This is a genomic window from Alteromonas sp. AWJ4_197, assembly GCF_056160285.1.
The window spans coordinates 451,210-476,948 of record NZ_JBSWWW010000001.1; the positions used below are offsets into that span (position 1 = coordinate 451,210).

A 25,739-nucleotide genomic window follows, 5' to 3' on the forward strand; every position below is an offset into this window, starting at 1 on the left:
GTGACCTCCTTAAAGGGTAAATAAATCAACGGCTTCACTGGCTTTATTCACACGGCGCGGGGTGGTTCTCTCGCCGTCATCGCCATACGCAATCTGGTATTCCAGTTCCTGTGCATCCAGCGCCACTAAGCGCGCCATGTAGCTGAGCATTAAACCTTCCTGATCCAGCAACGACTGATGCATTGAGATATCCAGCAGCAATTGACGAAGGTATTCTTCCGAGCTGACTTCGGCCCCGTTTAACATAGGCGATGCGTTAGCTTTATGACGGGCAATGGCATCTTTCAGCTGGGTAATTTGCGACACGTTTTGCGCGTATTCATCAGCATAGGGCGAAGTCTCGCTGAAGCCGGCATGCATCAGGTTCTGATCTACCTGTTCCATCACCTGCTCCATTCGCGCTAACGCCGTTTGCTGCTTTTGTTGTAGCTGTAAACGTTCAGGGTTCTGCACTTTTCCATACTGATTACGAAACTGCTGCAAAATATCCTGATAAACGTGCTGCTTCTGTGCAGATGCCTCTTTGCGCAATTTGTGACTTTCCTGCAAAAGATCCAGATAATCGGATTTCTGCTGCACCAGTTCATATTCAATGTTCACTTTGGCTTCACCGGAAACACTGTTTAAGTCGTCCTGAAGCATGGCAATGCGTGAGGTTTTATCACTCATCTGGCTGTCCAGATCGGCCAGACGGCGTGCCATGGGCGAGGCATTAAAATCCTGCTCAACGCGCTTTTCAATGATGTTGGCGGGCAGTTTGATAAGGCGGTCACTGGCTTCTGGTTGCCATTCGCTGGCCACCACAAAAGATGACAGCAGAATAAAAGCCGGAACAACAAACAGAGCGTGCTTAACCGTGTTGCGCTTTTTAACGTAAGTATGTGCCTTCATGATGTGCTCCTTAATGAGCCAGCCAATATTGCTGACGTTCGATTTCCTGGCGCAGTTCGCGACTGATGTTCAGTCCGGCCAGCTCCCGGGTACTTAAATGACTACCGCCAAGTAACGCCACAGCCGTATCGCGGAAAGAGGTGTAATCGGGCAGATAGAGATCTTCCCCCGGAAATTGCGTTTCAAAGCGGCGAAGTTGCGCGTTAGCCGCATCCGACTCGCCCGCTTTCAGATAAGTGAGTACGGTAGTTGCCATCACCTGCATGACCTGCTCCCGCTCATCCTCTTCCATGTGAAGCGGTAACGGGCTGGCGATACAATGTTGCATGGCATTAGCCGCTGATAATAACTGCGCCGGAGACTGGCTGGTTTCTGCGTGCTCACTCATTGCATTTGCCTGCTGCAGACAATTTGCATCAATGGCATCCGCCGTTACGGTTTCCTGCGTACTTGAGCAGGCAGTAAGCAGCAGGGCGAATGACACGCCTGTCGCCAGTTTCAGGCGACGGGCTGTTAGAAATGGGATAACGAATTTGCTCATAGTCTTATCCTTGTCGTTGGGATACGTTTGACTATGAAAGGGTTTGGAGAATTTTTTGTTGAATGAACTAGTGGAATAGCAGTAAAAATAGATATACCGGCGCGAACGCCGGGGGAAAAGAGCAAAAGGGAAAAACGTGCCTGCGGCACAAAATGCGCTGCGCGCTAAAGGGAATGCGCCTGACGGCGCTAGTCCTGGGCCAAACGAAAACCGAGGCTATTGAAGCGATTGGCAACATCATTCCAAAACCGGTTTGAGGCACGCTCGTTCACCGGATTAACGTCCCACGAACCACCGCGAAGCACGCGACGACTGCCGTCGCCGCGCAACCAGGCACTGCCGTCGGTAGGCGCGCTGCTGTAACTATTATTCCAATAATCCGCCGTCCACTCCCACACATTGCCATGCATGTCGTACAATCCAAATGCATTGGGTTGGTATTGGGCTACAGGTGCTGTAAACACATGCCCGTCGTTACATTCAGCTCTATTATTCCAGCTAACACCATCAGGATGGGATTTACTGTCTGCTACATTCCCGAAACGACAAAGCCCGCTACTGTCGTTTCCGAACGTATATTTGCTGCCACTCCCGGCCCGGGCAGCATATTCCCATTCGGCCTCAGACGGTAAACGGAAGGCTATGCCCGTTTCTGCGCTTAACCAGCGGATAAATTCTGTGGCATCGTTATGGCTAACACAAACCACCGGATGATTATTAGCCTGCTTCAATCCTTTATACTCAGCATTACGCCAGCTAACACCCGCAGTCCATTGCCATTGGTCATCTGAAAAAGCGTAGCAACCCGCTTTTCCACCGGCGTTTTTCTCAGCATCGGTGCGGTAGCCAGTGGCATCCACGAAAGCGGTAAACTGCCCGCGGGTCACTTCTGTTGCCATCATTGAAAACGCTTTGATATTAACGTTATGCAGTGGCATTTCAGCGTCAAAACAATCACTGTCGCCGGGGCTGCAGCCCATCATAAAGCTGCCTGCAGGAATGGGTTTCATGCTGTTTATTAAGGCGATGATAGGTTCAGGTGGGGCCCGTTCTAAGGTATAGTTGAAACGATTGTTGGAGTTTGTCAGTCGCACCGTTTCTGTTTTTGTTTCGTACCCTTTTCGGCTAATTTTGACGGTGTATTCGCCGGGCAAAAGCTTAATACCGTTGATGTACTTATCTATGATATTGGTAATTTGAATGGTTGCCTCTGACGGTGTAGTCGTGATGATAAGCGGCACCTTGCTGTTTTCGATTTCAATGTTTTTGATAGCTGCATTAGCCCGGGCTAAGTACTGCCCCTGAGGCTGACCTGAAAGGTATTGATTGTAAGCCTTAATGGTGTTGGCTGATTGGGCGGTGCGCCAGGCGTTGTCGTCTTGTTGTTTAGCTTCCGCCAGTTCTGCAGCCCTTTGCTTTTCATCTGCTACCGTTTTTAGCTTGGTAATCAGTATGGTATCTACCGCGCCTGTGACCATGAGCTTTTCACTGGCTTCAAAGGCCTCAATGGCTTTTTGCGTGCGAGTATCAAGCTTTCCATTTTCGGCCACCACATAACCCAACTGCTTCAGGTAACCCTGCGCTTTTCTGACTTGTTCTGTACGCCGCTCTTCTGCACTAAGTTGTGCAAGCCTGGCCTGCTCTTCCAGCTCGGCTTTCGCCTGTTTTGCCAAATTCAGATGGCTACCCTGCGGCCAGTTCTTCAGGTAAAGGTCGTACGCCTGTACCGTGTTTAGTTTTTTCGCCTGTTCCCACGCGCTTTGCTCATTCTTTTTCGCCACAGCAGCCTGCTTTTCCTGCTCTTGCATTTGCTGGTAGTAATCAAAACCAAAATAGCCACCACTGCCAAGAATGATGAGCAGGGCGGCCATACCCAGCCATTTGCCTGCGCCGCCAGATGATGCCTGCTCGGTGCTTGTTGCCATGGTCACATCTGCATCTGATGACGCAGTGTTTGATTCGGTGTGCGCCGTGGAAGCGCTGGCCGTTATGCCTTTTTCTGACAGGATGTTGCATAGAGTGGCGGTGGGCTTATTCGTACTTGCCTCTCCGGCTTCAATTAATACTGCTTGTTGCTGTGGTGATAACGACTCACCCCGTGAAAGGGCACTGTTTATATTCGCCACCCACTGCTGAAACGCTTTTTGATGTGGGCTTTGGCTGGCTTGTTGTTCGGCAACCTGCGTAATGAGGGTATGTAGCTCTTCTGCACTTAACCCGCCTAAATCTGCCAGCGCCTGCAGAATGGGTAAATCGGTTTCCCGCACTTCCCCCTTTGATTGCAGCAATTGGATAATTTTTTGCTCAAGGGGTTTCAGTTCCGGCTTTATTTCATCCGTGCCGCCGACCCAGGTGCCGGTGTTTTCATCAACACCGCTGTTTGTGTTCCCATCCAGGCTTCGCAAGGCGCTTAGCATGACGGTACCATCGGCAAAGCGGTCTTCTTTTTTCTGCTCAAGAGCAGTGAGGATCAGGTCATTCAAGCCATCAGAGAGCGCGGGCTGGTATTTTTGAGGTTCGGCAAACCGGCCTTCAGGTAAAGTCCCGGTAATCATGCGGTAAGCGAGAACTCCAGCACTGTAGATATCGCTGCGGGCATCAACGTGCTTGGCGCTCTGGCGCTGCTCCGGGCTCATGTAGTTGCGGCTACCCATGCCGATACCGCTGTTGCTATGTTCCGTATCCGGGACTTTGGCTATACCGAAGTCACATAACTGCACCTCGCCGTGCTCGTTAATTAGCAGGTTTGCAGGCTTGATATCGCGATGCACCAGCCCTGCTTTATGCACGTCACTCAAGCCTTTCAGCAGTTGTTCCAGATACCCAATGGCCGCTGCCACGGGTATCTGACGCGGTTTGTCTTCGGGGTCGAGTTCGGCAATCACTGAGGTATCGGTAGCATCACTACCCAGCACATTGCGAAGCGAGCGAGGCAAATACGGCATCACATAATAGGGTGTGCCATCTTCCAGTTCATCAAACTCAAAAACATCCACAATATGGCTATTGCGGTTTAGCTTGCGCAACGTGCGCGCTTCGTTTAAAAAGCGCTCTTTGAGCACGGTGCTGGCATCGGCTGTCGCGCTGGTTGCCATGCGAGCCGCGTTATCATCGCGGATTTCAAAAACCTTGATGGCCACTTTCTCGCCAAGGCGTGGATCCTCAGCCAGGTACACCGCACCGAAGCCACCGGCACCCAGTTCTTTTATGATTTTGTATTTGCCAATTTGCTTCATTTAATTCCCTGCAGGCTTAGCTGGCTTCCCTGACTTTTTATTCTTCCCAGCTGTTCAAGTCGTCTTTACGGCTTTGTCTGGTCTGGCTTTTAGTGATCGTTGCACTGTTGCCGGTAATACGTACCACGCCATCCATATTCATTTCTGAAAGCACGCGGTTAAGATTCTGGTTCAGCTTGTTACGACTGATAGCTGCCCGGTACAGGATTTCTGCGTGCGCCCGGCTTTTGCTGGCATAACGGTAGGTGTCGTAACCGGAGAAAATGATCAGGTATTCTTCAATTTCGGCCATTTCCTGATTATTGAAGCCATCGAAAACCAGATTAAAATCAGTCACTGCCGGACCTTCAGAGCTACTCTGAGGCATGGGTTTGCGCGGTGGTTTCCGGCTGTTGTGCCTTGCTGGCAATGTGGCGAGTATGCGTTCGCTTACCTGGCCACTTACCGATAAAAGGGAGTCACCCACGCCTTCGTTAATGCAAATGCGATCACAGTCACTCGCGGCATTCTGCGCACTGCCATCTACAGTGAAGGAACCATTTACCCGGCCTGAGCCCACGGCGATGGTTTGGCCATTAACCACCGACATCATTCTGGTGGTATAGCCCGAGCGGCTCACACTGGCATCAGCATTCAGAATAATAACGTAATCAATACTGGCGCGACTGTAACTTCTGGCCATGTCCAGTAGCATCATTTTGCTACGACTGCCCGAATACGAAAACTCAGTAGCAGCATCGTACACGTTAACGCCGCTGTCATTAAGTTCGCCGGATACCGCTCTGATAAAGCGGCTGACTGCACGATGGTTATTGGGCAGCGAGTCTTCGCCGTCGTCCTGGACCAACACCATAACGTTGACTGGCTCGACACTGTTTTTGCTCGCGCATGCAGATAAAATCAGTACTAGCGCGGTAATTATTAGCTGTTTCATAGTAAATCCCGATACGTTAATTCGTTTCACTGACTATGGAAGGCTTAGCGCCTTTTATTACCAGTCGATCTTCATTTCACCCGGACTTTCTTGTTTTTCGTTTGTCGCAGCGGCTTTTTGTTTACAGGTCTGAGGGTCTTCAAGCGATACCTCCACCCTGCGATGGCGAGCATCGCTTGGCGCCAACCCTTCAATTAACTCACTCTCACCCTTGCCATCGGCAATGATCTTCTCCAGGTTAACGCCATAGTCCATCACCAGTGTAGCTTTCACAGACTCAGCCCTAACCTGCGACAACGATAAGTTTGAAGGTGCACTGCCGGTTGCATCAGTGTGACCCGTGAGCAAGATATAACACTGAGATAGTGCGCTGCTTTTCAAGGCGCCGGCCAGTGCCGCAATCTGCTGTTCAGCACTTTCGGTAAGGTTGGCAGAATTCAGCTCAAACTGAATATTCAGATCGATGCTGCGACGCACACCACCGTGATTTGCTACCACTTCCAGAGGGTTTAATGCGGCTTCGATTTCTGCCAGCGATTTAAAGCCGCTATCCTGCGCCAATGCTGCTGCAGAAATAAAAAAGGCTGCACCACCAGATAGTAGTGCAGACCATGATTTACCTGACAATTTCATTATCACGTCAGCCGTTTATTACCAGCCGTCATTGGCAGCAGGTTTACGCTTTTCACCACGTAAGCTGATGCGTTTCAGCGTATAGGTATTTCCTTCAACGGTAACTGTGGCACGCATATCCAGTTCGCCCAGCATTTTATTCAGGTTACGGCTTAACTTTGCTGAGCCGATGCTTGAACGATAGAGCACTTCGGTGCGGGTGTGGCGTTGCTCGGCAGGACGATGAGAGTCATAGCCGCTGAAGATAACCAAATACTCTTCAATATCCATGTAGTCTTCTGCGCTGAAGCCATCAAATACCAGATAATAGTCGGTTACCATGCCGTTTGTGCCACTGCGTTCGCGGCCGTTGTTTGAACTGCCGCTCTGAACCAGCCAGTCCAGTTTTTCGGCCAGTACTGAACCCAGTTCATCACCAAGAATGCGAGCCTTGTCACCAACCACTTCAAGAATACATTCGCGATTACAGTCATTCGGCGCATTCCAGAACTGGCCACTGTCGACTTCGAAATTACCCATGAACTTACCGGATTTAGCATTGATAATTCGGCCTTCGATGCGTGCTTTAACCTTAGTGGTATAGCTTTTTTGCTGTGCACTGGCGTAAATGCTGAAAACCACTACCGCATCGATTGGCGGGCGCTTTACAGAGCGTGCGATATCGTAAAGTTCTTCATCTGTGCGGCGAACCCGCCCCTGAGTGAAGTTATCCATGGTAACGTAGGTTTCGTCGTACACGTTGAAGCTGTAGTAGTCCATCTGGCCCTGAAGTGCAGTGAGTACTCGCTTAAAAACACGGCTATTGCGCGGTACGGTATCTTCATCGGCATCTTCACCCATCACTAAAAGGTTAGGGTTATCGGCAGCGTGAGCAGGAACGGCTAAAAAGCCGAGTGTTAGGGTAAAAGCTAAAGTTCTGAACAAGTGACGCATAACGGTTCCTTAAATTTGTGTGTTCGTTGCTACCACTGCTTATAAAAACGTTTGGTAGATTTCCTTCCACTTTCGGTAAAATTTATTGCATTTGTCTTACGCTGGCGCCTTAGACGTCCGTATTAACAGTTTTCCAGTATGGAAATAGTAATGTTGTCTTTGCCGCCACCAGCCAGTGCAGCGTGGATGAGTGCATCTAACGCCTGCTGCGGCCCTGCTGCAAGGCAGGCTGCTATCTGCTCATCGCTCACCATGTCGGTTAAGCCGTCACTGCAAAGTAATAACTTATCACCGGGTTGCCACTGGAGCAGGCCTGTATCCGGTGCAATAGGATTATTAATGCCTTCTACACCCAGGCAATACATGAGCGTATTTCTGTCCGGGTGGGTAGACAGGTCGGCGGGCTGTATACGCCCTTCTTTAACGAGTGCCATGGCCACGGTCTGATCTTCTGAAATTTGTGACAGTGTGCCGTTATGCCAGTGATAAAGGCGGCTATCACCTACACAAACCCATCCAACCTGCTGAACATCAGCCAGCACAGCAATTAATGTACAGGCCATGCCGGCATAGGCTTTATTTTCCTGCCCCATTGCAGCAATTTCCTGATGCGCCCTTCTGGCACTCATGTCCAGCATAGGCCCTCGCATGTCAGGATCCACAGCCATATTTAATTTGCCTTCAGCCACCAGACTCTCAAAAACTTCTGCCGTTTTTGCACTGGCGACCTCGCCGTAATCTTTTCCCCCCACACCATCGCTTACCAGCGACAGCAGGTATCCTTCAGGTTCTGGTAGCGCGCCGTGCCAGAAAGCATCTTCATTGTTGTTTCTGATTTTACCTACGTGAGTACCTGCAACGATATTGACTGTCATGGATTCGCACTCTCCCCGAATTGCACACTCTGACCATCTATGGTGATCTGCACACCTTCTGACAGCGGAATTTTGCCATGTACGGTCTGACCGTTAATCAATATGTCAGACTGTTCAGCATGAAGCACCACTGGCTCAATATAATACCGGCCATCGTAGCTCAGCTCAGCGAGCGCGGCACATTTATCACTGGTCGCTACATTTAATCGGCCGTCTTCATCTATGCCGACGGGCAAAACGGTATCGAATAACACCCAGCGTTTACTCATGTCTTCATCCATGGAAGGCCACATTTGCCCCATGTTGGTATCGTCGATGAATCTGATGACAGAAGATGAGAGTTTTAAGATCAGGCAGCCCGGAATATTAGGCGGTACGATGGTATCCAGCTGACAGGGGCCGCTGGCAGCATTTTGCGCGCCGCTCCCCAGCAACATACTTTGCCCGTCATTGCACTTAACACGACTGAAGGGCGCAACGGTCTGGCCGTTATAATGCGTGCCGTTGGTACTGGCCAGATCTTCAATAAAATAGGCTCTGTCCTGGCGAACTAGCCGTGTTTGTTTACCGGTTCTTGAAATACGTTTAAAGCCAATCACAAGGGTACTGTCTGCCTCACCTGCTGTTCTACCAATCTGCACCTCACTGGCAGTATAGAAGTAAAACGAAGACATCGCCCCCCCGCCCTGCAAAGCACCAGTGAGCGCAGGAAGCCGGGCTTCCAGCTCAGTTCGCAGGCTAGTGAGTTCCGATTGCTCTTTGAGGAAGCTGTTCAGACCGGCAATTTTCAGCAGTGTACTGTCGATTATACTGTAAGCCTGATAGATATTACCGTGACTCAACGCAGCCTTGGCGTCTGAAAGTGCATTTTTACCTAAACTCTCGTGCATTAAACGAATGCACTTTTCCTCAAGAGGACTGATTTTAGGTTCTAGCCGTGGATTAAGGGTTTTTGCTTCTTCAAGAATGGGCAATGCCGAAGCAGGATGGGTTTCTATTTCAGACTGGGCCAGTTGAAAGCGCTCAAAACCACGTTTGTAATCAACAATATTCTTTTTAAGCGCTAAAGCTTCTTCATCGTCACGATTAAGTTTCAGGGCCTGTTCAATTTTTTGCTGTGCGCCGTCATAGTCATGCTGATCGGCCAACAGCCAGGCCTGCTCACTCAATGATTTTGCTTCACTTATTTTACCAAGCCACTGCTTTTCTTCTTCGTACCACTGTTTATTTTTCGGTACTAAAGGGGATTTGGCATCCTTAAAGTAATTCAGCCACTGCTGGGCCTGCCCTTCGCTGGCATATTTGCCGAGCGCCCGTCCATGCTTTTGCCGCTGAACCAGAAAATAGGTGCTGTAGAACGCCAGAACAATGAGCAGAATAACGGCAACATAGCCCCATAAATACGGCATAGTCGAGCGAACCAATTCGAACTTGCGAGCAGTCTGCGAATAGCTGACATTCACAGGAATGCCCTTATCAGACAAAAATTTCTGCATTTCACCCTGCAGCTCCGAGCCTGATTGAAGTGAAACATAGCGTATATGTCTGTCCATGATCTGGTGCAGAAGCTGTGGTCTGGCGTTAAAATCTTTTTGCAGACTATCGGCCACGTAACCGCGGAGTTCTTTGAGGTAGGTATCGACTTGCACCACTTCTGCCGGGGTGAATTTGGCCATGTGCAGGTTATAGTGGAACCGACGAGGAATGGCCGCCAGCTTCTCAGTCATTACAGCACCCAGATCCTGTGCCAATAGGGCTGCATTTTCGGTTAGCCAGTTTGAAAAGCAGACACCGTCACAGTTTTTTTGTGCTTCAGTAAAACGCCCGTCAGTTTCAAAACCGTCCAGGTGGGTACCGGTTTCTAAATCGAGTAATCGCCCGCTCAGGTAAAACTGCCATTTGTTCACAGCGGCCCCTGGCTGCTCGTTGGCCCGGATCTGATAAAGCAAAGCCAGATTCACTTCTTTTCCCGAATCCCGGGCAATTTGCTGAATTCTCTTATCGGTGAGTGCAGAACAGTCATCCTGGATACAGTTGGGTAACCGCAGGCTCTCTTTGGTGATCACGTCGAAATCTGCAGAAGACAGCGCATTAACCAGCCGGCTACTTAAGGTATGGTGCACCGGCAGGAGTTCCGGTGAAGAGGCGTAATCGGGTTCGGGCAGAACAACAATTTGCCAGCGTTCTGCAGCAAATGAAGGAAATGCGCATGCAGCCACACAACAAAGCATTGCCAGACGCTGCCAGTTAAAGCGGAAAGGTTTACTACGAAAATTCATTATTTTTATTGCTGCCATGCACTTTGATTGTACTACTCTACCAATGAAGACAGCAGCTCCTGCCACTGCCTACAATTTCACCATTTTTTACCAGGAATAGATTAAGATCAATCTGATATTCCATCTTTATCCCTCAAGACCTTCAAATCGTACCTAACGCGGATAAAATTTATCTTTCTGTATTCGTTCGATATCGTCGCGACGACTCAATGCAACAAATTCCATATTATCAATTTTTAGCAACATCTGATCGGTGGCCTCGTATTCCAGTAAGACCTCAATATCGTTATCTTCCAGCCACTTTTTCAGTTTTACTTTATCAGACTGCAGCGTCATGGTGATGATGGCACTGATTTCGCTGTGTTTGCCCAGTTCGTCGCAGACATCCGGAAACCTTTCACAGGCTTCGCCCTCTGGATTACGGCACCCTGAGAGAAGAACACAAAGTATTAACAGCGGAGTAAAAAGTAATCTTACCATTGTATTTTTCCTTCCTCAGGTTTGCAGTCGCCACGAGTATCTTCAATAGTGATGCCATCAATAACCTTGCGACATGATTTTTCGGGTGCAGGTGACGGGCCCGGTTTTGGTTTTGCAGGTTTCGGTGTGGGTTGAGGATTGCTCCCACGTTGACTGGCCGCCAGGTATTCCAGAGCAGCGGGCAAATACAGTGACGACGTTTGCAGCTTGTTTCTCGGGTCAACAAAACGTTTGCCGTGGCTTAACGCTGCAGATAAATCAGCTACGCTGGCAGACGGGTATGTAGAACGTAATAAGGCCACTGCACCGGCGACCTGTGGGGCAGCCATGGACGTACCGGATGTAGTGGTATATTTACCATTAAGAGTTGAGGAGGTTATTTTACCGCCCGGTGCTACTAAATCGATGTCACGATAGCTGTTAGAAAAACCGGAGATCCGGCCATCAGGTTCGGTAGAGCCAACGGTCACGGCTGATGATATGCACCCGGGACTCGCTACCCCATCGGTACGGCCTTCGTTACCAGCGGCGATAACCGTAACAACGCCTTTTTGCGCCAGTAAATCAATGTATCGTTTAACCGGCTGATCATCACAGGTTGACGGAAAATAGCCGCCGCCCAGGCTCATATTCACTGCGGCTATGTGGTAGTCGTCAGCGTGTTCATACACCCACTCCAGTGCCTGCATAATATCGGAATCCAGTGCCCCCATGCGTTGCCCCACTACCGAAAACACATTTACCGAAAGAAGGTCTGCATTTTGTGCCACGCCATTAAACTGTGCATTTGCTCCGGCCACAATGCCCGCAACATGAGTACCGTGAAAACATCCTTCGTTACCCCGGCACGCTGCCCCCGCCTCAACACCCGAAGCTTTCTTTTTTCCTCCGGGACAGGAGCCATAATGAGAAAAGCATGCACCATCAATGACGCGGTTTTGCAAGAAGGGATGCGTGTACTCTACGCCTGAGTCAATGATAGCGACCGAGAAACCACTCCCCTGCCGACTTTGGTTACTGGCGGCATTCAGTCCGATGGTGCGGCTACTATTAATGAGTGTGGCGGGATTAAATTTATCCACGTATACGCCGGCGACGAGATTCGACTGTTGCAGGCGACTGAATTCTGCGGCATCCACTTCCTTGGCCATGGCAGCAACATGTTTGTACTTCACAATATCATTGAAATTAACCCAGCCCATGTCGTCGGCAAGTTCCTCTTGCACCTTTTCTATATGGTCGGCCAGATTCAGCCAGCCACCAGATGCAGCTGCCCCACCACGGCTACTTTGCTGACTTTTTAATACCACAATGACCGGCTGCTTTTGCTGATTCCCCTGCCAATGCTCTATTTTCACTTTATCCGCAGCCAGAGCAGGAAAGCTTAAGGCTCCTGCCACAGTCGCTGCGATGAAAGAATACAAATATTTCCACATAGTGTTTCCCTTCGGCTTCAACCCGATATTATAAATTCAATGAGTCTATATAAATATTAGAGTGGTTTTATTAGCTCTCAGGCACTAAGTCCTTACCAGAATTTAGACTGAAACTAATATTTTATTTTCAGCATATTTGCAAAGGCAGACTATGTGAATATATTGTTGTGTAAGAATATACATCGGATTAGCAATAATCCATTACGATAAAGGTAACAACCACATACAAAGTAAAAAAAATATCAATATCAACCGCTTATCGTTAAACATCATTGTTATATGAAAATTTTTTCTAATACAATTGTTACTGGTACTGAACAAATTCCCAGTCCACTTGTAGATATGCATTGAATTAATTCACTAAGTAAATTAACTTATTTATCACATTTCCAGTGTTGTGATGAATAAGGATCCTGTCGTTGAAACGGTTTACTTCTGTTGTATCGAAAAGCAGTCTGGCGCTGCTGGTTTTTGCGAGCTCTCATGCACTCAGTAACACACCACCGCCGGTGGATGAATTTACCGGCAAGCCCAGAGTGTTTGTTTTCACTGATATGGGCAACGAGCCGGACGATCAGATGTCCATGGTGCGCCTGCTGACCTATTCCAATGAACTGGACATTGAGGGCCTTATTGCAACTACGTCTACCTGGCAGAAAGAAAAGCGGGAAACAGACACCATAGCCGGTATTATTTCCGCTTACGGCAAAGTACGCAGCAACCTGATGAAACATGCTGACGGCTGGCCGGAAGCAGCGTATCTGCAAAGTCTGGTTAATGTGGGTCAGCCGGGCTACGGCATGGCCAGTACAGGCAAAGGGCAATCGTCCCCGGGTTCTGAAGCGCTGATTGCCGCCGTCGATAAAAGCGATCCCCGACCGGTTTGGGTAACAGTGTGGGGTGGCGCAAATACGCTGGCGCAGGCACTGATGGATGTGAAGGCAAACCGCTCAGAGGCTGAACTTAAAGCATTTGAGAAGAAGCTTCGCGTGTACTCTATTTCTGATCAGGATGATGCCGGCCCGTGGATACGCAAACACTTTCCTGATGTCAGCTATATCGTAAAGCCCTCGTCTCCCGACGGCGGTGAATATGCTTACGCTACCTGGACAGGCATCGCCGGTGATGAATACTATCAAAACGGCAAAGGTGCTGACTTCACCACCGTATCGAATGAGTGGCTGGAAGAAAACATCCGTAAAAAAGGCCCGCTGGGCAAGCATTACCTGAGATATGCATTCATTATGGAAGGTGACACCCCGGCCTTTCTGGGATTAACTGCTAACGGACTGAACAGTTTCCGCAGCCCGTCCTGGGGCGGCTGGGGAGGACGCTATGTCTACCGTCAACCCTACGGAGAAACACATTCAATCTGGACTCAGGGCGGTGACTGGTTCCCCCGTGTCACGTCTGCCGATACGGTCACAGGCAAAGACGGTGAAACTGTAGTCTCTGATCATGCGACCATCTGGCGCTGGCGTGAGCAGTTTCAGCATGACTTCGCAGCCCGCATGGACTGGACTATCAAGCCTTATGAGGAAGCAAACCACCATCCCGTCGTTTCGGTTAACGGGAACACAGGCACAGAGGTGATTTACGCTGATGTTAAACAGGGGGAGACGCTGGTTCTGGACGCTTCTGCCACAGAAGATCCTGACGGAAATAAACTGTCCTGGCACTGGTTCCATTACGAAGAAGCAGGCTACAGCGGCATGCCGGGCACTCCGGCGCTGGCGGCACTTTCACTGAAAAATACCGGCAGCAAAAGCGAAGTCACCGTGACTAAAGCATGCAGAGAGATGTGGCACGATACGCCGGTACCCTGTGATAACGGCGGTGAAGCTCACGTTATTCTCGCAGTAACAGATAACGGCACACCGGCACTGACCAGCTACCGGCGAGTCATCATCAAAACCAGAGAATAATAATTCTGCAACGTGGCCGCAGCTAAACGGAGAAGCTGCGGTTGGTTAATTCCAACAAGCCCCTCGTGGCAACGTCAGTATCCGGCTCGTAAGTAATTGAAAGGCGGGATGCAATGGCCTGGGTACTGCCATGACGCTCAAGCGCTTCTTTAATGGCGGTCCCCAGGTACTCGTGCAGAATGGCCGTTTCACCGTTTAAGTAGATGTGCCGCACATCCAGCATGGCCATTAGCTGCACGGCAATGTGCCCGAGGACATCTCCGACTTGATTAATGATGGCCTGCACTGCCGGATTGCCTACCTTGAGCAGTTCACTGATATGGTTCAGCTTTTCAACCGGTGTTGTGCCTTCCAGCGTAATACCGGCCTGTTCAGCCTGCCCGAAAATCGCGTTGTAGGTGACGTACTGCTCTGCGCAGCCGCGGGCGCCGCAATAGCACACAGGGCCATGCTTATCGTAAGTCAGATGGCTCACTTCCGGAGCAAGACCATCCGGTCCGGCAATTAGTCTGCCATCAATGCAAATACCGGTACCCAGACCATAACCCAGAAGCAATGCTATATAGCTGTCTTCAAACTGATTAAAGACGTTGAAACAGAATGTCGAGCACCAGGCAATGTTATACAAATGTACAGGCACACCCAGCGCATTTTTTAACATGGATGCCAGCGGCACGTTTTGTTCATCAAGCAATTGCGACTGATAAATAATGCCGGTGTGCTGCGCTATTTTACCCTGAGTAGCAATACATACCGATTTAAGTACATTTACTTCAATATCATGGCCGGCGCATAGTGAACTAACCAGCGCCTGCAGCTTTGCGGAGAATACGGACGGGGAAAACAGGTTTCCTTCTTTGAATGATACCTGCCATGGCTGATTCAAAGAACGGTGCACTTTTCCTGAAACATCTTGCAAGTAAGCACTTACGCCTTCAATCGAAACATACATTGCAGCACTGAAGTAATGTCCCTCATTCAGTGCCAACTCTGTTGCCGGCCTGCCTGTACGATCTGAGGAGTCAGTGTCAGCGCCCGGGTTCTCACGAATAAGACCCTCTTCAGCCAGCATTCTGGTTACTTTAGTCAACGCCGGTTTACCCAAACCGGTAGCCTGCGCCAGCGCTACCCGCGAGTATGGTTGTTGACGAAGTAGTGCGACGACTTTATTTTTTCCGTTCAAAAGCTGATATTTCGATAGTGTCTATAGTTAAAACAAGGCCGTTTTCACAAGCCACGCAACAGGCGAAAAACCTGCGTAGGCCTAGAATACCTTATCCGCCGCTTTTCAAAACCGGAAATTCACATTCAGTTCATCTGATCTACGATGGCGCTGAGCATCTGTGTATGTTTTCCCGATAAGCGGCGTACTATGATTCACATCACATAAACCGGCAATCTCTCTGTTCAACACCGTAAAGGAATTCCATGAAAAAGCGTATATCGGCTTTGCAAATTGGCACTAAACCACAAGGCACTCAGGCGACATTGGAGGCCATTCTCAGTTTTGAAAGCGCTATTAAAGAAGCACAATCCGATTTAGTGGTGATGCCCGAGGCTTTGCTGGGTGGCTATCCGAAAGGAGAAATCTTCGGAACCCGTCTTGGCTACCGTTTACCGGAAGGCAGAGAATCCTTTAAGCAGTATTTTGATGAAGCCATCGCCGTCCCGGGACCGGAAACCCGTGAACTGGCAGATTTGGCAGCTCGCCTGAATACGAACCTGGTCATTGGCGTTATCGAAAAGCAGGGTTCGACGCTTTACTGTTCCTCCCTGTATTTCACGCCGGAAGATGGCCTGGCAGCAAAGCACCGCAAACTCATGCCCACCGGCACTGAACGTCTGATTTGGGGACAGGGAGACGGCTCCACCCTGCCCGCCATCAATACCTCAGCCGGGCGGATATCCGGTGCTATCTGCTGGGAAAATCACATGCCCCTGCTTCGCATGGCACTTTATGGCAAAGGTGTCGATATCTGGTGTGCGCCCACCGTGGACGAGCGGGAGATATGGCAATGTTCCATGCGCCATATCGCTCACGAAGGCAGAATGTTTCTGGTCAGTGCCTGTCAGGTGCAACCGTCTCCGGTCGCATTAGGCATCAAGGTCGAAAACTGGGACGCACAACGCCCGTTAATTGCCGGCGGCAGTGTTATTGTGAACCCCATGGGCGATATTCTGGCTGGGCCACTTAAAAACGAAGAAGGCCTCATCACCGCAGACATTGACCTTGAAGATTTAAAACGCGCCCGCTACGACTTCGACATAAACGGCCATTACGCCAGACCAGACGTCTTCAGCCTGCAGGTTGATGAATCTGAAAAGCGGTCGGTGGTATACTCTGGGTAAGAAGCACTAATCAGGCAACCAGTTACACGAAAAAGCACCGCAATAATTCTCTATCAGCGGATAAATCAGGATCTGCATCGTGGGGATAAACGCCTATGATGTTTTTTCCGATAGCGTCCCATGCTGTTGCTTTCCTCTGCCCGGAAAATACCGGATGAATGACTAATTCATCATTCTCGCACAAATCCAGACTACCGGGCATGGAGTACTCAAACTCTGCGTTTATATAGCCGATATCATTTCCTGAAGGTTTACTTATAACTCTTCCTATAATTCCGGTCTCTAATAAACATCTCTCAAATCTGTCAGGAGATACTTCGACTTCTCCTTTCATACCCTGCAGAACTGACTTGCCGGTGTTTAGAAACTCCCTGCTGTCATAAAATTTTCGTAAATCCTTATACGTAAAAAGCAGGGGAATATTAGGCAATACCTTTTTCCTTATCGAGGAGGCTTCAGGAAACATTTTACTGTAGGCGACAATAATTTCTTCGGCCATCAGAGCTTCTTTACGTCTTACCGCTCCGAGAACAATCTGTGCATCCAGGTTAGTAATAGATTTATTGTTTCTTATCGACATAGCTAGAATTTCGTTAAATACGTCGACAATTTGTCTTGGCAGAACTTGAAAGTGTCTTAAGAAATAAGCTTTAGTACTTTCTTCAAGACCCCTGCCGTTCTTTATTTTAGTAGGTAAAATTTTGTCGAAAAATTCCAAAGCCCCCTTCCGGGTGTAAATTGGAAACTGTATTAACTCGTCGTATGGACCACCCAGAATTGGCTTCTCGTCTTTCCAAACATGCAAGTGAAGTAAAAATCGATGCGCAACTAAAGAAAGTAGTTCCCCTACAGTCCAATGTAATAGATGTAAGCGACCGAAATCTTTGACGGGGTTCTTTGCCAACTCCTTAAACGCGAAGAACTGTTCAGCAGGAATGCAGTATCTAAGCTGCACATTTATCGCGCCTTCATTTATCCTTCCAGCTAAATTTAGAAGACCCTTAATCGCGATTGCCTTAGCAATCTGCAGGTTTGGAGCGTTCTCAATATTAATGTCATCTAAGACATCTTCTTCATTATCAAAGAGAATAATAGCTGTCAGATTATGCTCTCCCAGAGTATTCGAGAGCTTCATTTCTAAATCATCAATTGCCTGTGTTTTATCTTCCAGTAACCATGCTACAGACGATAATTCAGCGTGTTCCGCGCCCAAATTATTCGTTACAAGCTTCGAAAGCTTATTCTTTGCAAAAGAAGTAACAGCAGAAATACCAATGTCTTTAAATTCTTTAACTGGGAGTAGTTGGTAGAAGTCTTTAAGAGTTTTATCGGAAAATAGGGTTTCACCACACTTTAGAATGACGGCGGAGAGAAAGATCCATTGCCAGATATATGATGCTCTTTCAGCCCTTATATCAATGCCGTTATCCAACAGGTTTGATATAATTTGCTGGACTTCGCCAATAGCTTGCCACTGTCTGATAGGTAGAGCTGTCACACCACTTTTAAAAGATAGATTATTCAAATAAGTTGTTTTTCCGGCTCCTTTTCGCCCTACAATGATTGAAGGACGCTCTCCCTTCTGTTCGTAAATAAATCTCGAATGGCCATCAAATAAGTATTGATAAAGCTCTTTATCCTGATTCCCGTGTAGCTCGAGCACCGAACCGCCAATCGGCTTTTCTGACGTAAGAACTTCATCTCTGAGCCTTACTTTTATATTATTTTCAATAGAAGTTGTCGCATATCTGAATCGTTCTTTGTTCATATCAACGTCCTTGTCATAAACAACTGTCATCAAATCAAAATAGATTAAATTTTAGACTACATCCTGTTAATGAAATGATCAAATATCAGCTCTTTGTATATACGTGGAAGGCAATGAAACACAGCTAAAACTAAACTCACGCCAGCAAAGTTCACAAGTATTAGAGGACAGCTAGCTATTTCAATTTGTTTTTTCGCAAAAAAAGCAGGTCTTCAATTCAAGACCTGCTTCCGGATATAAAACTATTTTCTATATTTGTCTAAATTAGAGATTTTTGCATTTTCCTGATCCTCTACTCCACCGTCACCGACTTCGCCAGGTTACGGGGCTGGTCCACGTCAGTGCCTTTGATCAGCGCTACATAGTAAGACAGCAGTTGCAGTGGCAGGGTGTAGACGATAGGTGCGATGGGGGCTTCGCAGTGCGGAACGTTGATTACCCGCATGGTTTCGTCGCTGGCAAAGTGTGCATCCTTATCAGCGAATACATACATGATGCCGCCGCGCGCGCGAACTTCTTCCACGTTGGATTTCAGTTTTTCCAGCAGCTCATTGTTAGGTGCTACCACGATGACAGGCATTTCCTCGTCAATCAGCGCCAGCGGGCCGTGTTTGAGTTCACCTGAGGCGTAAGCTTCTGCGTGAATGTAAGAAATCTCTTTCAGCTTCAACGCGCCTTCCATTGCGATTGGATACTGGTCGCCACGTCCCAGGAATAATGAATGGTTCTTGTCGGCAAACTCTTCCGCTAAATCTTCAATACCTTTGGTGATCGCCAGGGTTTCTTCCAGCTTGGCTGGCAAACTGTGAAGGGCACTTACGATGCTGCCATGATCTTTGCCTGACATGCCGTTGTGCTTACCCAGTGCCAGTGTGAGCATGAGAAAAGCAGTAAGCTGAGTCGTGAAAGCCTTGGTCGAGGCGACGCCAATTTCTGCGCCTGCGCGGGTCATAAAGGCAAGATCGGATTCCCGTACCAGCGATGAGCCGGGTACGTTACAAATGGTCAGGCTGGCCATATAGCCGAGATCTTTAGCCAGACGCAGAGCAGCCAGCGTGTCTGCTGTTTCACCGGACTGGGAAATAGTCACCAGCAGGCTGTTTTCATGTACTACCGATTTGCGGTAACGGAATTCAGAAGCGATTTCGATACCACAGGATACATTCGCGTACTGTTCCAGCCAGTAGCGGGCAGTCATACCGGCATGGTAACTGGTACCACAGGCGATGATCTGAACGTGTTTAACCTTTGAGAAAATCTCATCGGCACCGTTGCCGAAAATGTCCGGTAACAGTCCTTTTTCGTCCACCCGCTGTTGCAGCGTGTTACGCACAACCGTTGGCTGCTCATGGATCTCTTTGAGCATGTAATGACGGTAACCCGCTTTATCACCTGCATCGTGTTCTATATTAGATTCAATGACTTCACGCTCAACCGGATTGCCGTTAACGTCAAAAATGCTGACTTCCCGACGGGTAATTTCAGCGACATCACCTTCCTCAAGGAAGATAAAGCGGCGAGTCACCGGCAGCAAAGCCATCTGGTCTGAGGCAATGAAATTTTCCCCCAGGCCAAGACCAATCACCAGCGGGCTGCCGGAGCGAGCCACAACTACCCGTGACGGGTCTTCACTGTCCATAATTACCGTACCGTAAGCACCGTGGAACTGCTTCACACTGTTTTGTACTGCTTCAAGCAGGCTCACGCCTTTTTGCATTTCAGCATGTACCGTGTGTGCAATGGTTTCTGTGTCGGTGTCACTGGTGAAGGTATAACCTTGAGCTCTCAGTGATTCACGCAAGGCTTCGTAGTTTTCAATGATGCCGTTGTGTACAACGGAGATACGCTCACCGGAGCAATGGGGGTGCGCGTTACGTTCAGTTACGCCGCCATGGGTTGCCCAGCGGGTATGCGCGATACCGGTAGAACCCAACGCTTCACCGTTCGCCACAGCATCTGCCAGTTCCTGTACCTTACCGGTACGACGGATGCGGGTAAGTTCACCGCCTGATTGTAATAACGCCACACCGGCGGAATCATAACCACGGTACTCAAGGCGCTTTAAGCCTTCCAGTAAGATTTCGACTACATTACGCTCTGCTACAGCGCCGACTATTCCACACATGGTTATTCTCCGTTTGCCGGGGCAATCATTACGGTGACGCCCTGCTGTTCAATTTGTTGTTTAATTGGTTCGCTGATGTGCTCATCGGTTATGAGTACATCAATGTCTTCCCACGCCAGTTCAAGGTTAGGCATGCGGAAGGTAAATTTCTCTGACTCAGCCAGTACCACGACTTTTACCGCAACACCGGCCATGGCTTTGGAAAGCCCGGTCAGTTCGTTAAACGTGGTACTGCCTCTTTCGACATCCAGCCCGGACGCACCGATGAAGGCCAAATCAAAGCTGTAGGCACTGATCATTTTCTCCGCCATGTTGCCCTGAAACGCCTGCGAGTGTGCATCCCACGTTCCGCCGGTCATGAGTACGGTGGGTTCGTTATCTGCGATCGTTAATGCGTTGGCAGCACGCAAAGAATTGGTCATGACAACCAGCTTTTTGTGGTTAAGAAAAGGCACGACAGAAGCGGTGGTGTTACCGCTGTCGAGGATCACTTTCGCGCCGTCTGTCACGAGCGACGCAGCTTTAAGACCAATGGCTGTTTTCGCTGAAGCCGGCGTGGCTGAGGTTTCGCTGTCAGATCCTGAATCTACCCCGGAAGACGGAAAAGGCGCAGCACCGCCAAATTCACGCAGCACTCGCTTCCCGCCGGCAAGCACGGCAAGATCTTTACGGATAGTCACCTGAGAGGTATTGAATCTGGCGGCCATCTCATCCACATGGACATGGCCGGCCTGATTCACCCATTCAACGATTTCATCGCGTCGTTGGCGGGTATTTCGCTTTTGCATTTCGAAACTTTATAAATTACGACTTGAAACTAATAAAGCAGTTAAAGTTTCGGTTTGCAAGATATTTTAGTTATTTCCTTTCATATTTACGTATACAGGCATGACTTTGCCCGTTTCCGCACTTTCGATGGCCAGTTCAATAAGTTTGATCACCGGTATGACCGTTTCCCCGTCTGCAGGCAATTTGGCACCGTTACTGACAGCTTCACCCAACTGGCGGTAGAAAGTGACATATTCACCGGCGAGTGTAGGAACAATATTCGCTCCCTGCGCCGTAGCCAGTTCACCGAAGGCCTCTTCCGGCTCACGGGCCCATTGCGCGTTATCGAAAGTGAGCCCTTGCTTTAATTGATCTTCCTGAGGATCCAGCCCGAATTTCCGGAAACTTCCTTCCGTGCCCTGTAATTCAAAGCGCAAGGTACGGTTGGCCTGAAATGGCGAACTACCCAGTTGTACTGTCAGATTGTTGTAAAACAGAGTGAGGTCGAAGCTGTCGTCACTTTCTCCGCCTTCACGGGCAATCTGAACAACACCGTGGATCTGTTCCGGCACACCGAACAGTTGCAACGCCTGGTCGATAAGGTGCGGACCTAAGTCCCAGAAGATGCCGGCACCCGGGCCGGCGTTTTCCCGCCAGCGGTCCCGTGGTTGCGGGCGGAACCGGTCAAACCGGGAAACCAGACGCTTAACGTCGCCCACATTGCCCTCGCTGATCAGTTTTTTCAGCGTAAGAAAGTCTCCGTCAAAACGACGGTTATGAAATACGCAGAGTTTTCTCTGTTTCTGCGCTGCCAGTGCAACCAGTGCTTCTGCCTCATCACCGGACAAGGTAAAGGGCTTTTCCACCAGCACATGGCAGTCGTTCATCAGCGCCTGCCGGCTTTGCACTTCGTGATAGGTATTCGGAGTAGTGATAACAGCCAGGTCAAAGCGCTGATCAGCGAACGCCTTTCCCATTGAGGCATACACCGGTACGCCCGGTAACACGGCAGTAACGTCGTCAGGTCGGGATGACACTACGCCGCTTACGGTAAATTCAGATAACTGATTTAAAAAAGGGAGATGAAATGTAGTGGCGGAAAAACCGAAGCCCACCAGAAGAGTGCGGATCATGAAAAGTCCTGTGAATCTGTCAGTGGAAGCACCTTACCTTAATCAGCCCGAAGCCACAAAGCACAATGCCCGCTGGCGGTAACAGTAAACAGCGTTTCATCGATAAACACCGTAGTTACGTAACAAAAAATGATGACAAGCGTTGAAAAACAAGGCAATAGTAAAAAGCTAATAAATAGAAAAGAACAGGCAGACGGATTGATACCGTCCTGAGGAGAAGTAGATGGCAAGCAGCAGAGAAGTAACCTTACGTTTTCTGGCGGAACCGGGTGATCAGAATTTTGGCGGAAAAGTACATGGTGGCGCAGTTATGCGCTGGATCGACCTTGCGGCCTACGCCTGCGCGGCAGGCTGGAGTGGAAAATACTGTATTACGGCTTATGTCGGTGGGATCCGGTTTGTAAAACCTATCCTTGTCGGCAGCCTGGTAGAAGTGACAGCGAAGATTATCTATACCGGCACTACGTCAATGCATCTTTCCATTGATGTCAGTGCCAGAGATCCCAAAGAGCAGGATAACGCGAAGACGACACACTGTATTGTGATTATGGTGGCCGTTGATGAAAACGGAAAGCCGGCTCCCGTCCCGGAATGGAAACCGGAAACGGAACGGGATATCTACCTGCGGGATTACGCTATCCGTCTTGCCAAAATGCGTACTGACATTCACGAGGAAATGTCGAATACGTTGGCTACTTTGGAATAAGCTGAACCGCTTTACGGCTGGCTGCCGGTGCATGATGCGCCGGCTATTCAAGCGCCGGCTATTGTTGCACAGTCCGGCGGGCAGATTTCCCGGTGAACCGTCGCACGGCGTAAACTATACCGAAAGTTCCCACCACGGACGGTAATACCCAGAACACCACCTGCCATTTAGCCAGCACGTCCAGTAATGCCCGTCCACCAAAAGCCAGGAATGCAGTGTAAATGCCGATACCTGAACCCAGCATGTGACTGATATGCTGTTTCATCCAGTCACGGCGCTCAGCCTGGTGGGAAAGGCAATAAAATACGGTTCTGATCCCGCTGAACCCGCCGATGCAGGCAAAAATTTTAAACAGGATCATATCTGCAACCATACCACTGTAAAACAGCCAGAAGCTGGCCACTGTCAGTGTTACCGGCAGTATTACGTGCCCGTTGGTCAGTAACTTACGTGGCTCTTTACTTGCTTTCAGCACCATTACAGCGTGACGCACGTTAGTCAGTACCAGTAAGCACAAATAAATCAGAAACAACCAGAACCGTCTGACAGCCTCTGTCATCCCTGCTACATCGTCAGTACGGGCAAAGTGACCCAGTTTAAATAGTTGCGGATCAGCAATAACCATTAAGGATGAAATGAATCCTGTGGCGGTAAGAAAGTACAGGAACCATACATAGCCTTTTCCCGCCTGTATGTGCAGGCGGCTTCCTTTTTTACTCAACACTGGTACCCAGAACAATATTAGTGATACGGCACCGGCCGCAATATGGCAAATAATGATTGTCCGGTAGAGTGTTAGCATCAGCTCAGTCATGGTGTTCTCCTTCCCTTTATTGAAGACACAACCATTGTTCCTTCTCTCTGCTTTTGCCGGTAGTGCCGGAAGTCACGTTGTCAAAAGTGACTTCCGGCCTATTGAGCCGGAAGTGGAAAAAGGGAATAGTAATGTAATGAACCGAATATTTTCTTTTTCCACTTTACAGGCTTTCGCACTGGCAACCTGGGCACTGGTAACCTTGCTCAGCCATGTTCATGTGTTCACCGGCGATTCTGCCATTCAGTGGCCGTTGCTCACGCTGCAACTGCTTTTCGGTGCAATCCTTTACATGGCAACCGTTCCGGATGCAGCTGACGGCCGTCGTTTCGGTTTACTGCTCACTTGCCTGTACCTGCTTTATGTATGTATTTGTCTCGTTTCGCCGTTTGGTTTTTCAGGGATTTATCTGGTGCTGCTGTCTTCCCTGCTGGTATTGATACTCCCGCTCAGAACGGCACTGTATCTGTCCCCTTTCATGGCGGTACCGCAGGCACTGAGTCTGACCATCGTGTGGGAACAATCTCAGGGCTGGCTGACCGCTATTCTGTTCTGGTCATTTAATCTGTTTGCCATGCTGATGATGGATTCGAGAAAGCAGGCACTGCGTGCAAAAGAAGAAGCTGAGTCACTTAACCGCGAGCTGCAGGCAACTCAATCATTACTGGCCTTGTCGGTGAAGGAAGCAGAGCGTACCCGCATTGCCCGCGACTTACACGATGTGGCAGGGCATCACCTGACGGCACTGGCAATTCATTTACAGGTTGCAGAGCATAAATCTTCCCCTGAACTCAAACCGGTGATTGGCCAGTGCAGAACCATCGCCGCGGACTTATTGAGTGATGTACGCCAGGCGGTTTCAGATATCCGCTCAGACACCTTTCTGTCCCTCCATGCAGCTTTATCACTGCTGGCAACCTCTACAGAACGCTACACGGTAACAGTAAACACAGGCCATGCACCGGCGTTACCTGCACCTCTGATTGAACCGGTTTTCAGAATTGCGCAGGAGGCCGTTACCAACAGCCTCAGGCATGGCAGAGCCTCACATATCACGGTGACAGCTGACGCCGGAAAACAGGCAGGGCTGGAGCTGACCATATGTGACAATGGTACCGGCAGCAGCGCACCGGTTGCCGGAAACGGGATGAAAGGAATGAAAGAACGGGCAGTCTCTGTCGGCGGAAGCATCGCATTTAACAGTTCTGAACACGGCTTCGAGGTAAAACTGTCATTGCCGGGAGATGCAAAATGATTCGTGTCATGCTGGCAGATGATCAGATCCTGGTTCGTCAGGGAATAAACAGTCTTCTTAGCCTTACCGACCACATTAAGGTAATTGCAAACGCCGCCAACGGCGAAGAAGTACTTGAGCTCCTCAACCGGGGGGAAAAGCCGGATGTTATTTTAATGGACATCAGAATGCCAAAAATGGACGGCGTGAGTACCCTGGAAGCAATGGCCGGATTGCCGGACATGCCACCGGTTCTGATGCTGACCACATTCGATGACCATCAAACCGTGATCCGGGCGCTGAAAAATGGTGCTAAAGGCTATTTGCTGAAAGATGTGTCACTGGATGTGCTAGTAGATGCCATTGAACGGCTGGCTGCAGGCGGCAACCTCATTCAGCCCTCGTTATCTCACACTTTACTTACTCAACTACAGGCCGGCAAACAGGATTCAGAGCTTTCTCAGGATGCCGAACCGTTATCAGACAAAGAAACAGAAGTGCTGAGGCTGGTTGCTGCGGGATTGTCTAATCAGGAAATTGCTGAGGTGACATTTAAATCATTGGGCACGGTAAAGAATCAAATGTCGTCCATTTTGTCCAAGCTCAACGTGCCAGACCGTACCCGCGCTGTCCTGAAAGCCCTTGAGCAGGGCTGGATTTAGCCTGCCACAGAATAGGG

The 25,739-nt window shown here is 49.3% G+C and carries 21 protein-coding genes; 5 read left to right on the top strand and 16 right to left on the bottom strand.

The window, feature by feature from the left end; all coding sequences use genetic code 11:
• Positions 1-9: 9 nt before the first annotated feature.
• The 10 genes from ACXAGC_RS01950 to ACXAGC_RS01995 form a co-directional block, all read right to left on the bottom strand.
• Positions 10-891, bottom strand: coding sequence for a hypothetical protein (locus ACXAGC_RS01950; protein ID WP_474841944.1), 882 nt, complete (start codon positions 889-891; stop codon positions 10-12).
• A gap of 10 nt (positions 892-901) precedes the next feature.
• A complete protein-coding gene (locus tag ACXAGC_RS01955) occupies positions 902-1,432 on the bottom strand; it encodes a hypothetical protein (protein WP_474841946.1) in 531 nt (176 codons plus the stop codon).
• A 188-nt stretch (positions 1,433-1,620) separates the two neighbouring features.
• Complete coding sequence (locus ACXAGC_RS01960) at positions 1,621-4,668, bottom strand: SUMF1/EgtB/PvdO family nonheme iron enzyme (RefSeq protein ID WP_474841948.1); 3,048 nt, start codon at positions 4,666-4,668, stop codon at positions 1,621-1,623.
• 37 nt (positions 4,669-4,705) lie between these two features.
• Entirely contained in the window at positions 4,706-5,602 is an 897-nt protein-coding gene (locus ACXAGC_RS01965) for a hypothetical protein (RefSeq protein WP_474841950.1), read from the bottom strand.
• A 57-nt stretch (positions 5,603-5,659) separates the two neighbouring features.
• Complete coding sequence (locus tag ACXAGC_RS01970; protein WP_474841952.1) at positions 5,660-6,235, bottom strand: OmpA family protein; 576 nt, start codon at positions 6,233-6,235, stop codon at positions 5,660-5,662.
• An 18-nt stretch (positions 6,236-6,253) separates the two neighbouring features.
• A complete protein-coding gene (locus tag ACXAGC_RS01975; protein WP_474841954.1) occupies positions 6,254-7,168 on the bottom strand; it encodes a hypothetical protein in 915 nt (304 codons plus the stop codon).
• 122 nt (positions 7,169-7,290) lie between these two features.
• Positions 7,291-8,043: a PP2C family protein-serine/threonine phosphatase gene (locus ACXAGC_RS01980; protein ID WP_474841956.1), complete on the bottom strand. Its 753-nt coding sequence runs from the start codon at positions 8,041-8,043 to the stop codon at positions 7,291-7,293.
• A complete protein-coding gene (locus tag ACXAGC_RS01985; RefSeq protein WP_474841958.1) occupies positions 8,040-10,322 on the bottom strand; it encodes an FHA domain-containing protein in 2,283 nt (760 codons plus the stop codon). The genes ACXAGC_RS01980 and ACXAGC_RS01985 overlap by 4 nt, the downstream gene beginning before the upstream one ends.
• Positions 10,323-10,475: 153 nt before the next feature.
• Complete coding sequence (locus tag ACXAGC_RS01990) at positions 10,476-10,802, bottom strand: hypothetical protein (protein ID WP_474841960.1); 327 nt, start codon at positions 10,800-10,802, stop codon at positions 10,476-10,478.
• Positions 10,796-12,238 carry a S8 family peptidase gene (locus ACXAGC_RS01995; protein ID WP_474841962.1) on the bottom strand — a complete coding sequence of 481 codons (1,443 nt, stop codon included), beginning with the start codon at positions 12,236-12,238 and terminating at the stop codon, positions 10,796-10,798. Before ACXAGC_RS01995 ends, ACXAGC_RS01990 begins: the two co-directional genes overlap by 7 nt.
• Before the next feature lie 419 nt (positions 12,239-12,657).
• Between ACXAGC_RS01995 and ACXAGC_RS02000 the strand changes: the two genes are divergently transcribed.
• Positions 12,658-14,163, top strand: coding sequence for a DUF1593 domain-containing protein (locus ACXAGC_RS02000; RefSeq protein ID WP_474841964.1), 1,506 nt, complete (start codon positions 12,658-12,660; stop codon positions 14,161-14,163).
• A 22-nt stretch (positions 14,164-14,185) separates the two neighbouring features.
• On the opposite strand, the gene ACXAGC_RS02005 is transcribed toward ACXAGC_RS02000, so the two are convergent.
• Entirely contained in the window at positions 14,186-15,346 is a 1,161-nt protein-coding gene (locus ACXAGC_RS02005; RefSeq protein ID WP_474841966.1) for an ROK family protein, read from the bottom strand.
• 245 nt (positions 15,347-15,591) lie between these two features.
• Here ACXAGC_RS02005 and ACXAGC_RS02010 point away from each other — a divergent pair, with 245 nt between their 5' ends.
• Positions 15,592-16,512 (top strand): carbon-nitrogen hydrolase family protein, encoded by a 921-nt coding sequence (locus ACXAGC_RS02010; protein ID WP_474841968.1) that lies wholly within the window; start codon positions 15,592-15,594, stop codon positions 16,510-16,512.
• A gap of 22 nt (positions 16,513-16,534) precedes the next feature.
• On the opposite strand, the gene ACXAGC_RS02015 is transcribed toward ACXAGC_RS02010, so the two are convergent.
• The 4 genes from ACXAGC_RS02015 to ACXAGC_RS02030 all read right to left on the bottom strand — a co-directional run bounded on the left by ACXAGC_RS02015 (position 16,535) and on the right by ACXAGC_RS02030 (position 22,306).
• Complete coding sequence (locus ACXAGC_RS02015) at positions 16,535-18,280, bottom strand: P-loop ATPase, Sll1717 family (protein WP_349590424.1); 1,746 nt, start codon at positions 18,278-18,280, stop codon at positions 16,535-16,537.
• Between the two features lie 292 nt (positions 18,281-18,572).
• Positions 18,573-20,405, bottom strand: coding sequence for a glutamine--fructose-6-phosphate transaminase (isomerizing) (gene glmS / locus ACXAGC_RS02020; RefSeq protein ID WP_474841970.1), 1,833 nt, complete (start codon positions 20,403-20,405; stop codon positions 18,573-18,575).
• Positions 20,406-20,407: 2 nt separating this feature from the next.
• Positions 20,408-21,193 (bottom strand): DeoR/GlpR family DNA-binding transcription regulator, encoded by a 786-nt coding sequence (locus ACXAGC_RS02025; protein ID WP_474841972.1) that lies wholly within the window; start codon positions 21,191-21,193, stop codon positions 20,408-20,410.
• A gap of 66 nt (positions 21,194-21,259) precedes the next feature.
• Entirely contained in the window at positions 21,260-22,306 is a 1,047-nt protein-coding gene (locus tag ACXAGC_RS02030; protein WP_474841974.1) for a Gfo/Idh/MocA family oxidoreductase, read from the bottom strand.
• 223 nt (positions 22,307-22,529) lie between these two features.
• Here ACXAGC_RS02030 and ACXAGC_RS02035 point away from each other — a divergent pair, with 223 nt between their 5' ends.
• Entirely contained in the window at positions 22,530-23,012 is a 483-nt protein-coding gene (locus ACXAGC_RS02035; RefSeq protein ID WP_119503009.1) for an acyl-CoA thioesterase, read from the top strand.
• Between the two features lie 58 nt (positions 23,013-23,070).
• Here ACXAGC_RS02035 and ACXAGC_RS02040 read toward each other — a convergent pair whose 3' ends face one another.
• Entirely contained in the window at positions 23,071-23,826 is a 756-nt protein-coding gene (locus ACXAGC_RS02040) for a hypothetical protein (protein ID WP_474841976.1), read from the bottom strand.
• A 136-nt stretch (positions 23,827-23,962) separates the two neighbouring features.
• Between ACXAGC_RS02040 and ACXAGC_RS02045 the strand changes: the two genes are divergently transcribed.
• Positions 23,963-25,081, top strand: coding sequence for a sensor histidine kinase (locus ACXAGC_RS02045; protein WP_474841978.1), 1,119 nt, complete (start codon positions 23,963-23,965; stop codon positions 25,079-25,081).
• The gene (locus tag ACXAGC_RS02050) at positions 25,078-25,722 is read left to right on the top strand and encodes a response regulator (RefSeq protein WP_474841980.1); all 645 of its coding nucleotides are present in this window, start codon (positions 25,078-25,080) and stop codon (positions 25,720-25,722) included. Before ACXAGC_RS02045 ends, ACXAGC_RS02050 begins: the two co-directional genes overlap by 4 nt.
• Positions 25,723-25,739 lie beyond the last annotated feature (17 nt).

Coding starts and splice junctions, on each gene's coding strand:
- ACXAGC_RS01955 (WP_474841946.1), bottom strand. CDS start 1,432: ATGAGCAAATTCGTTATCCCATTTCTAACAGCCCGTCGCCTGAAACTG.
- glmS (WP_474841970.1), bottom strand. CDS start 20,405: ATGTGTGGAATAGTCGGCGCTGTAGCAGAGCGTAATGTAGTCGAAATC.
- ACXAGC_RS01980 (WP_474841956.1), bottom strand. CDS start 8,043: ATGACAGTCAATATCGTTGCAGGTACTCACGTAGGTAAAATCAGAAAC.
- ACXAGC_RS01965 (WP_474841950.1), bottom strand. CDS start 5,602: ATGAAACAGCTAATAATTACCGCGCTAGTACTGATTTTATCTGCATGC.
- ACXAGC_RS01970 (WP_474841952.1), bottom strand. CDS start 6,235: ATGAAATTGTCAGGTAAATCATGGTCTGCACTACTATCTGGTGGTGCA.
- ACXAGC_RS01975 (WP_474841954.1), bottom strand. CDS start 7,168: ATGCGTCACTTGTTCAGAACTTTAGCTTTTACCCTAACACTCGGCTTT.
- ACXAGC_RS01960 (WP_474841948.1), bottom strand. CDS start 4,668: ATGAAGCAAATTGGCAAATACAAAATCATAAAAGAACTGGGTGCCGGT.
- ACXAGC_RS01950 (WP_474841944.1), bottom strand. CDS start 891: ATGAAGGCACATACTTACGTTAAAAAGCGCAACACGGTTAAGCACGCT.
- ACXAGC_RS01995 (WP_474841962.1), bottom strand. CDS start 12,238: ATGTGGAAATATTTGTATTCTTTCATCGCAGCGACTGTGGCAGGAGCC.
- ACXAGC_RS02025 (WP_474841972.1), bottom strand. CDS start 21,193: ATGCAAAAGCGAAATACCCGCCAACGACGCGATGAAATCGTTGAATGG.
- ACXAGC_RS01990 (WP_474841960.1), bottom strand. CDS start 10,802: ATGGTAAGATTACTTTTTACTCCGCTGTTAATACTTTGTGTTCTTCTC.
- ACXAGC_RS02030 (WP_474841974.1), bottom strand. CDS start 22,306: ATGATCCGCACTCTTCTGGTGGGCTTCGGTTTTTCCGCCACTACATTT.
- ACXAGC_RS02010 (WP_474841968.1), top strand. CDS start 15,592: ATGAAAAAGCGTATATCGGCTTTGCAAATTGGCACTAAACCACAAGGC.
- ACXAGC_RS02040 (WP_474841976.1), bottom strand. CDS start 23,826: ATGACTGAGCTGATGCTAACACTCTACCGGACAATCATTATTTGCCAT.
- ACXAGC_RS01985 (WP_474841958.1), bottom strand. CDS start 10,322: ATGAATTTTCGTAGTAAACCTTTCCGCTTTAACTGGCAGCGTCTGGCA.
- ACXAGC_RS02035 (WP_119503009.1), top strand. CDS start 22,530: ATGGCAAGCAGCAGAGAAGTAACCTTACGTTTTCTGGCGGAACCGGGT.
- ACXAGC_RS02015 (WP_349590424.1), bottom strand. CDS start 18,280: ATGAACAAAGAACGATTCAGATATGCGACAACTTCTATTGAAAATAAT.
- ACXAGC_RS02050 (WP_474841980.1), top strand. CDS start 25,078: ATGATTCGTGTCATGCTGGCAGATGATCAGATCCTGGTTCGTCAGGGA.
- ACXAGC_RS02045 (WP_474841978.1), top strand. CDS start 23,963: ATGAACCGAATATTTTCTTTTTCCACTTTACAGGCTTTCGCACTGGCA.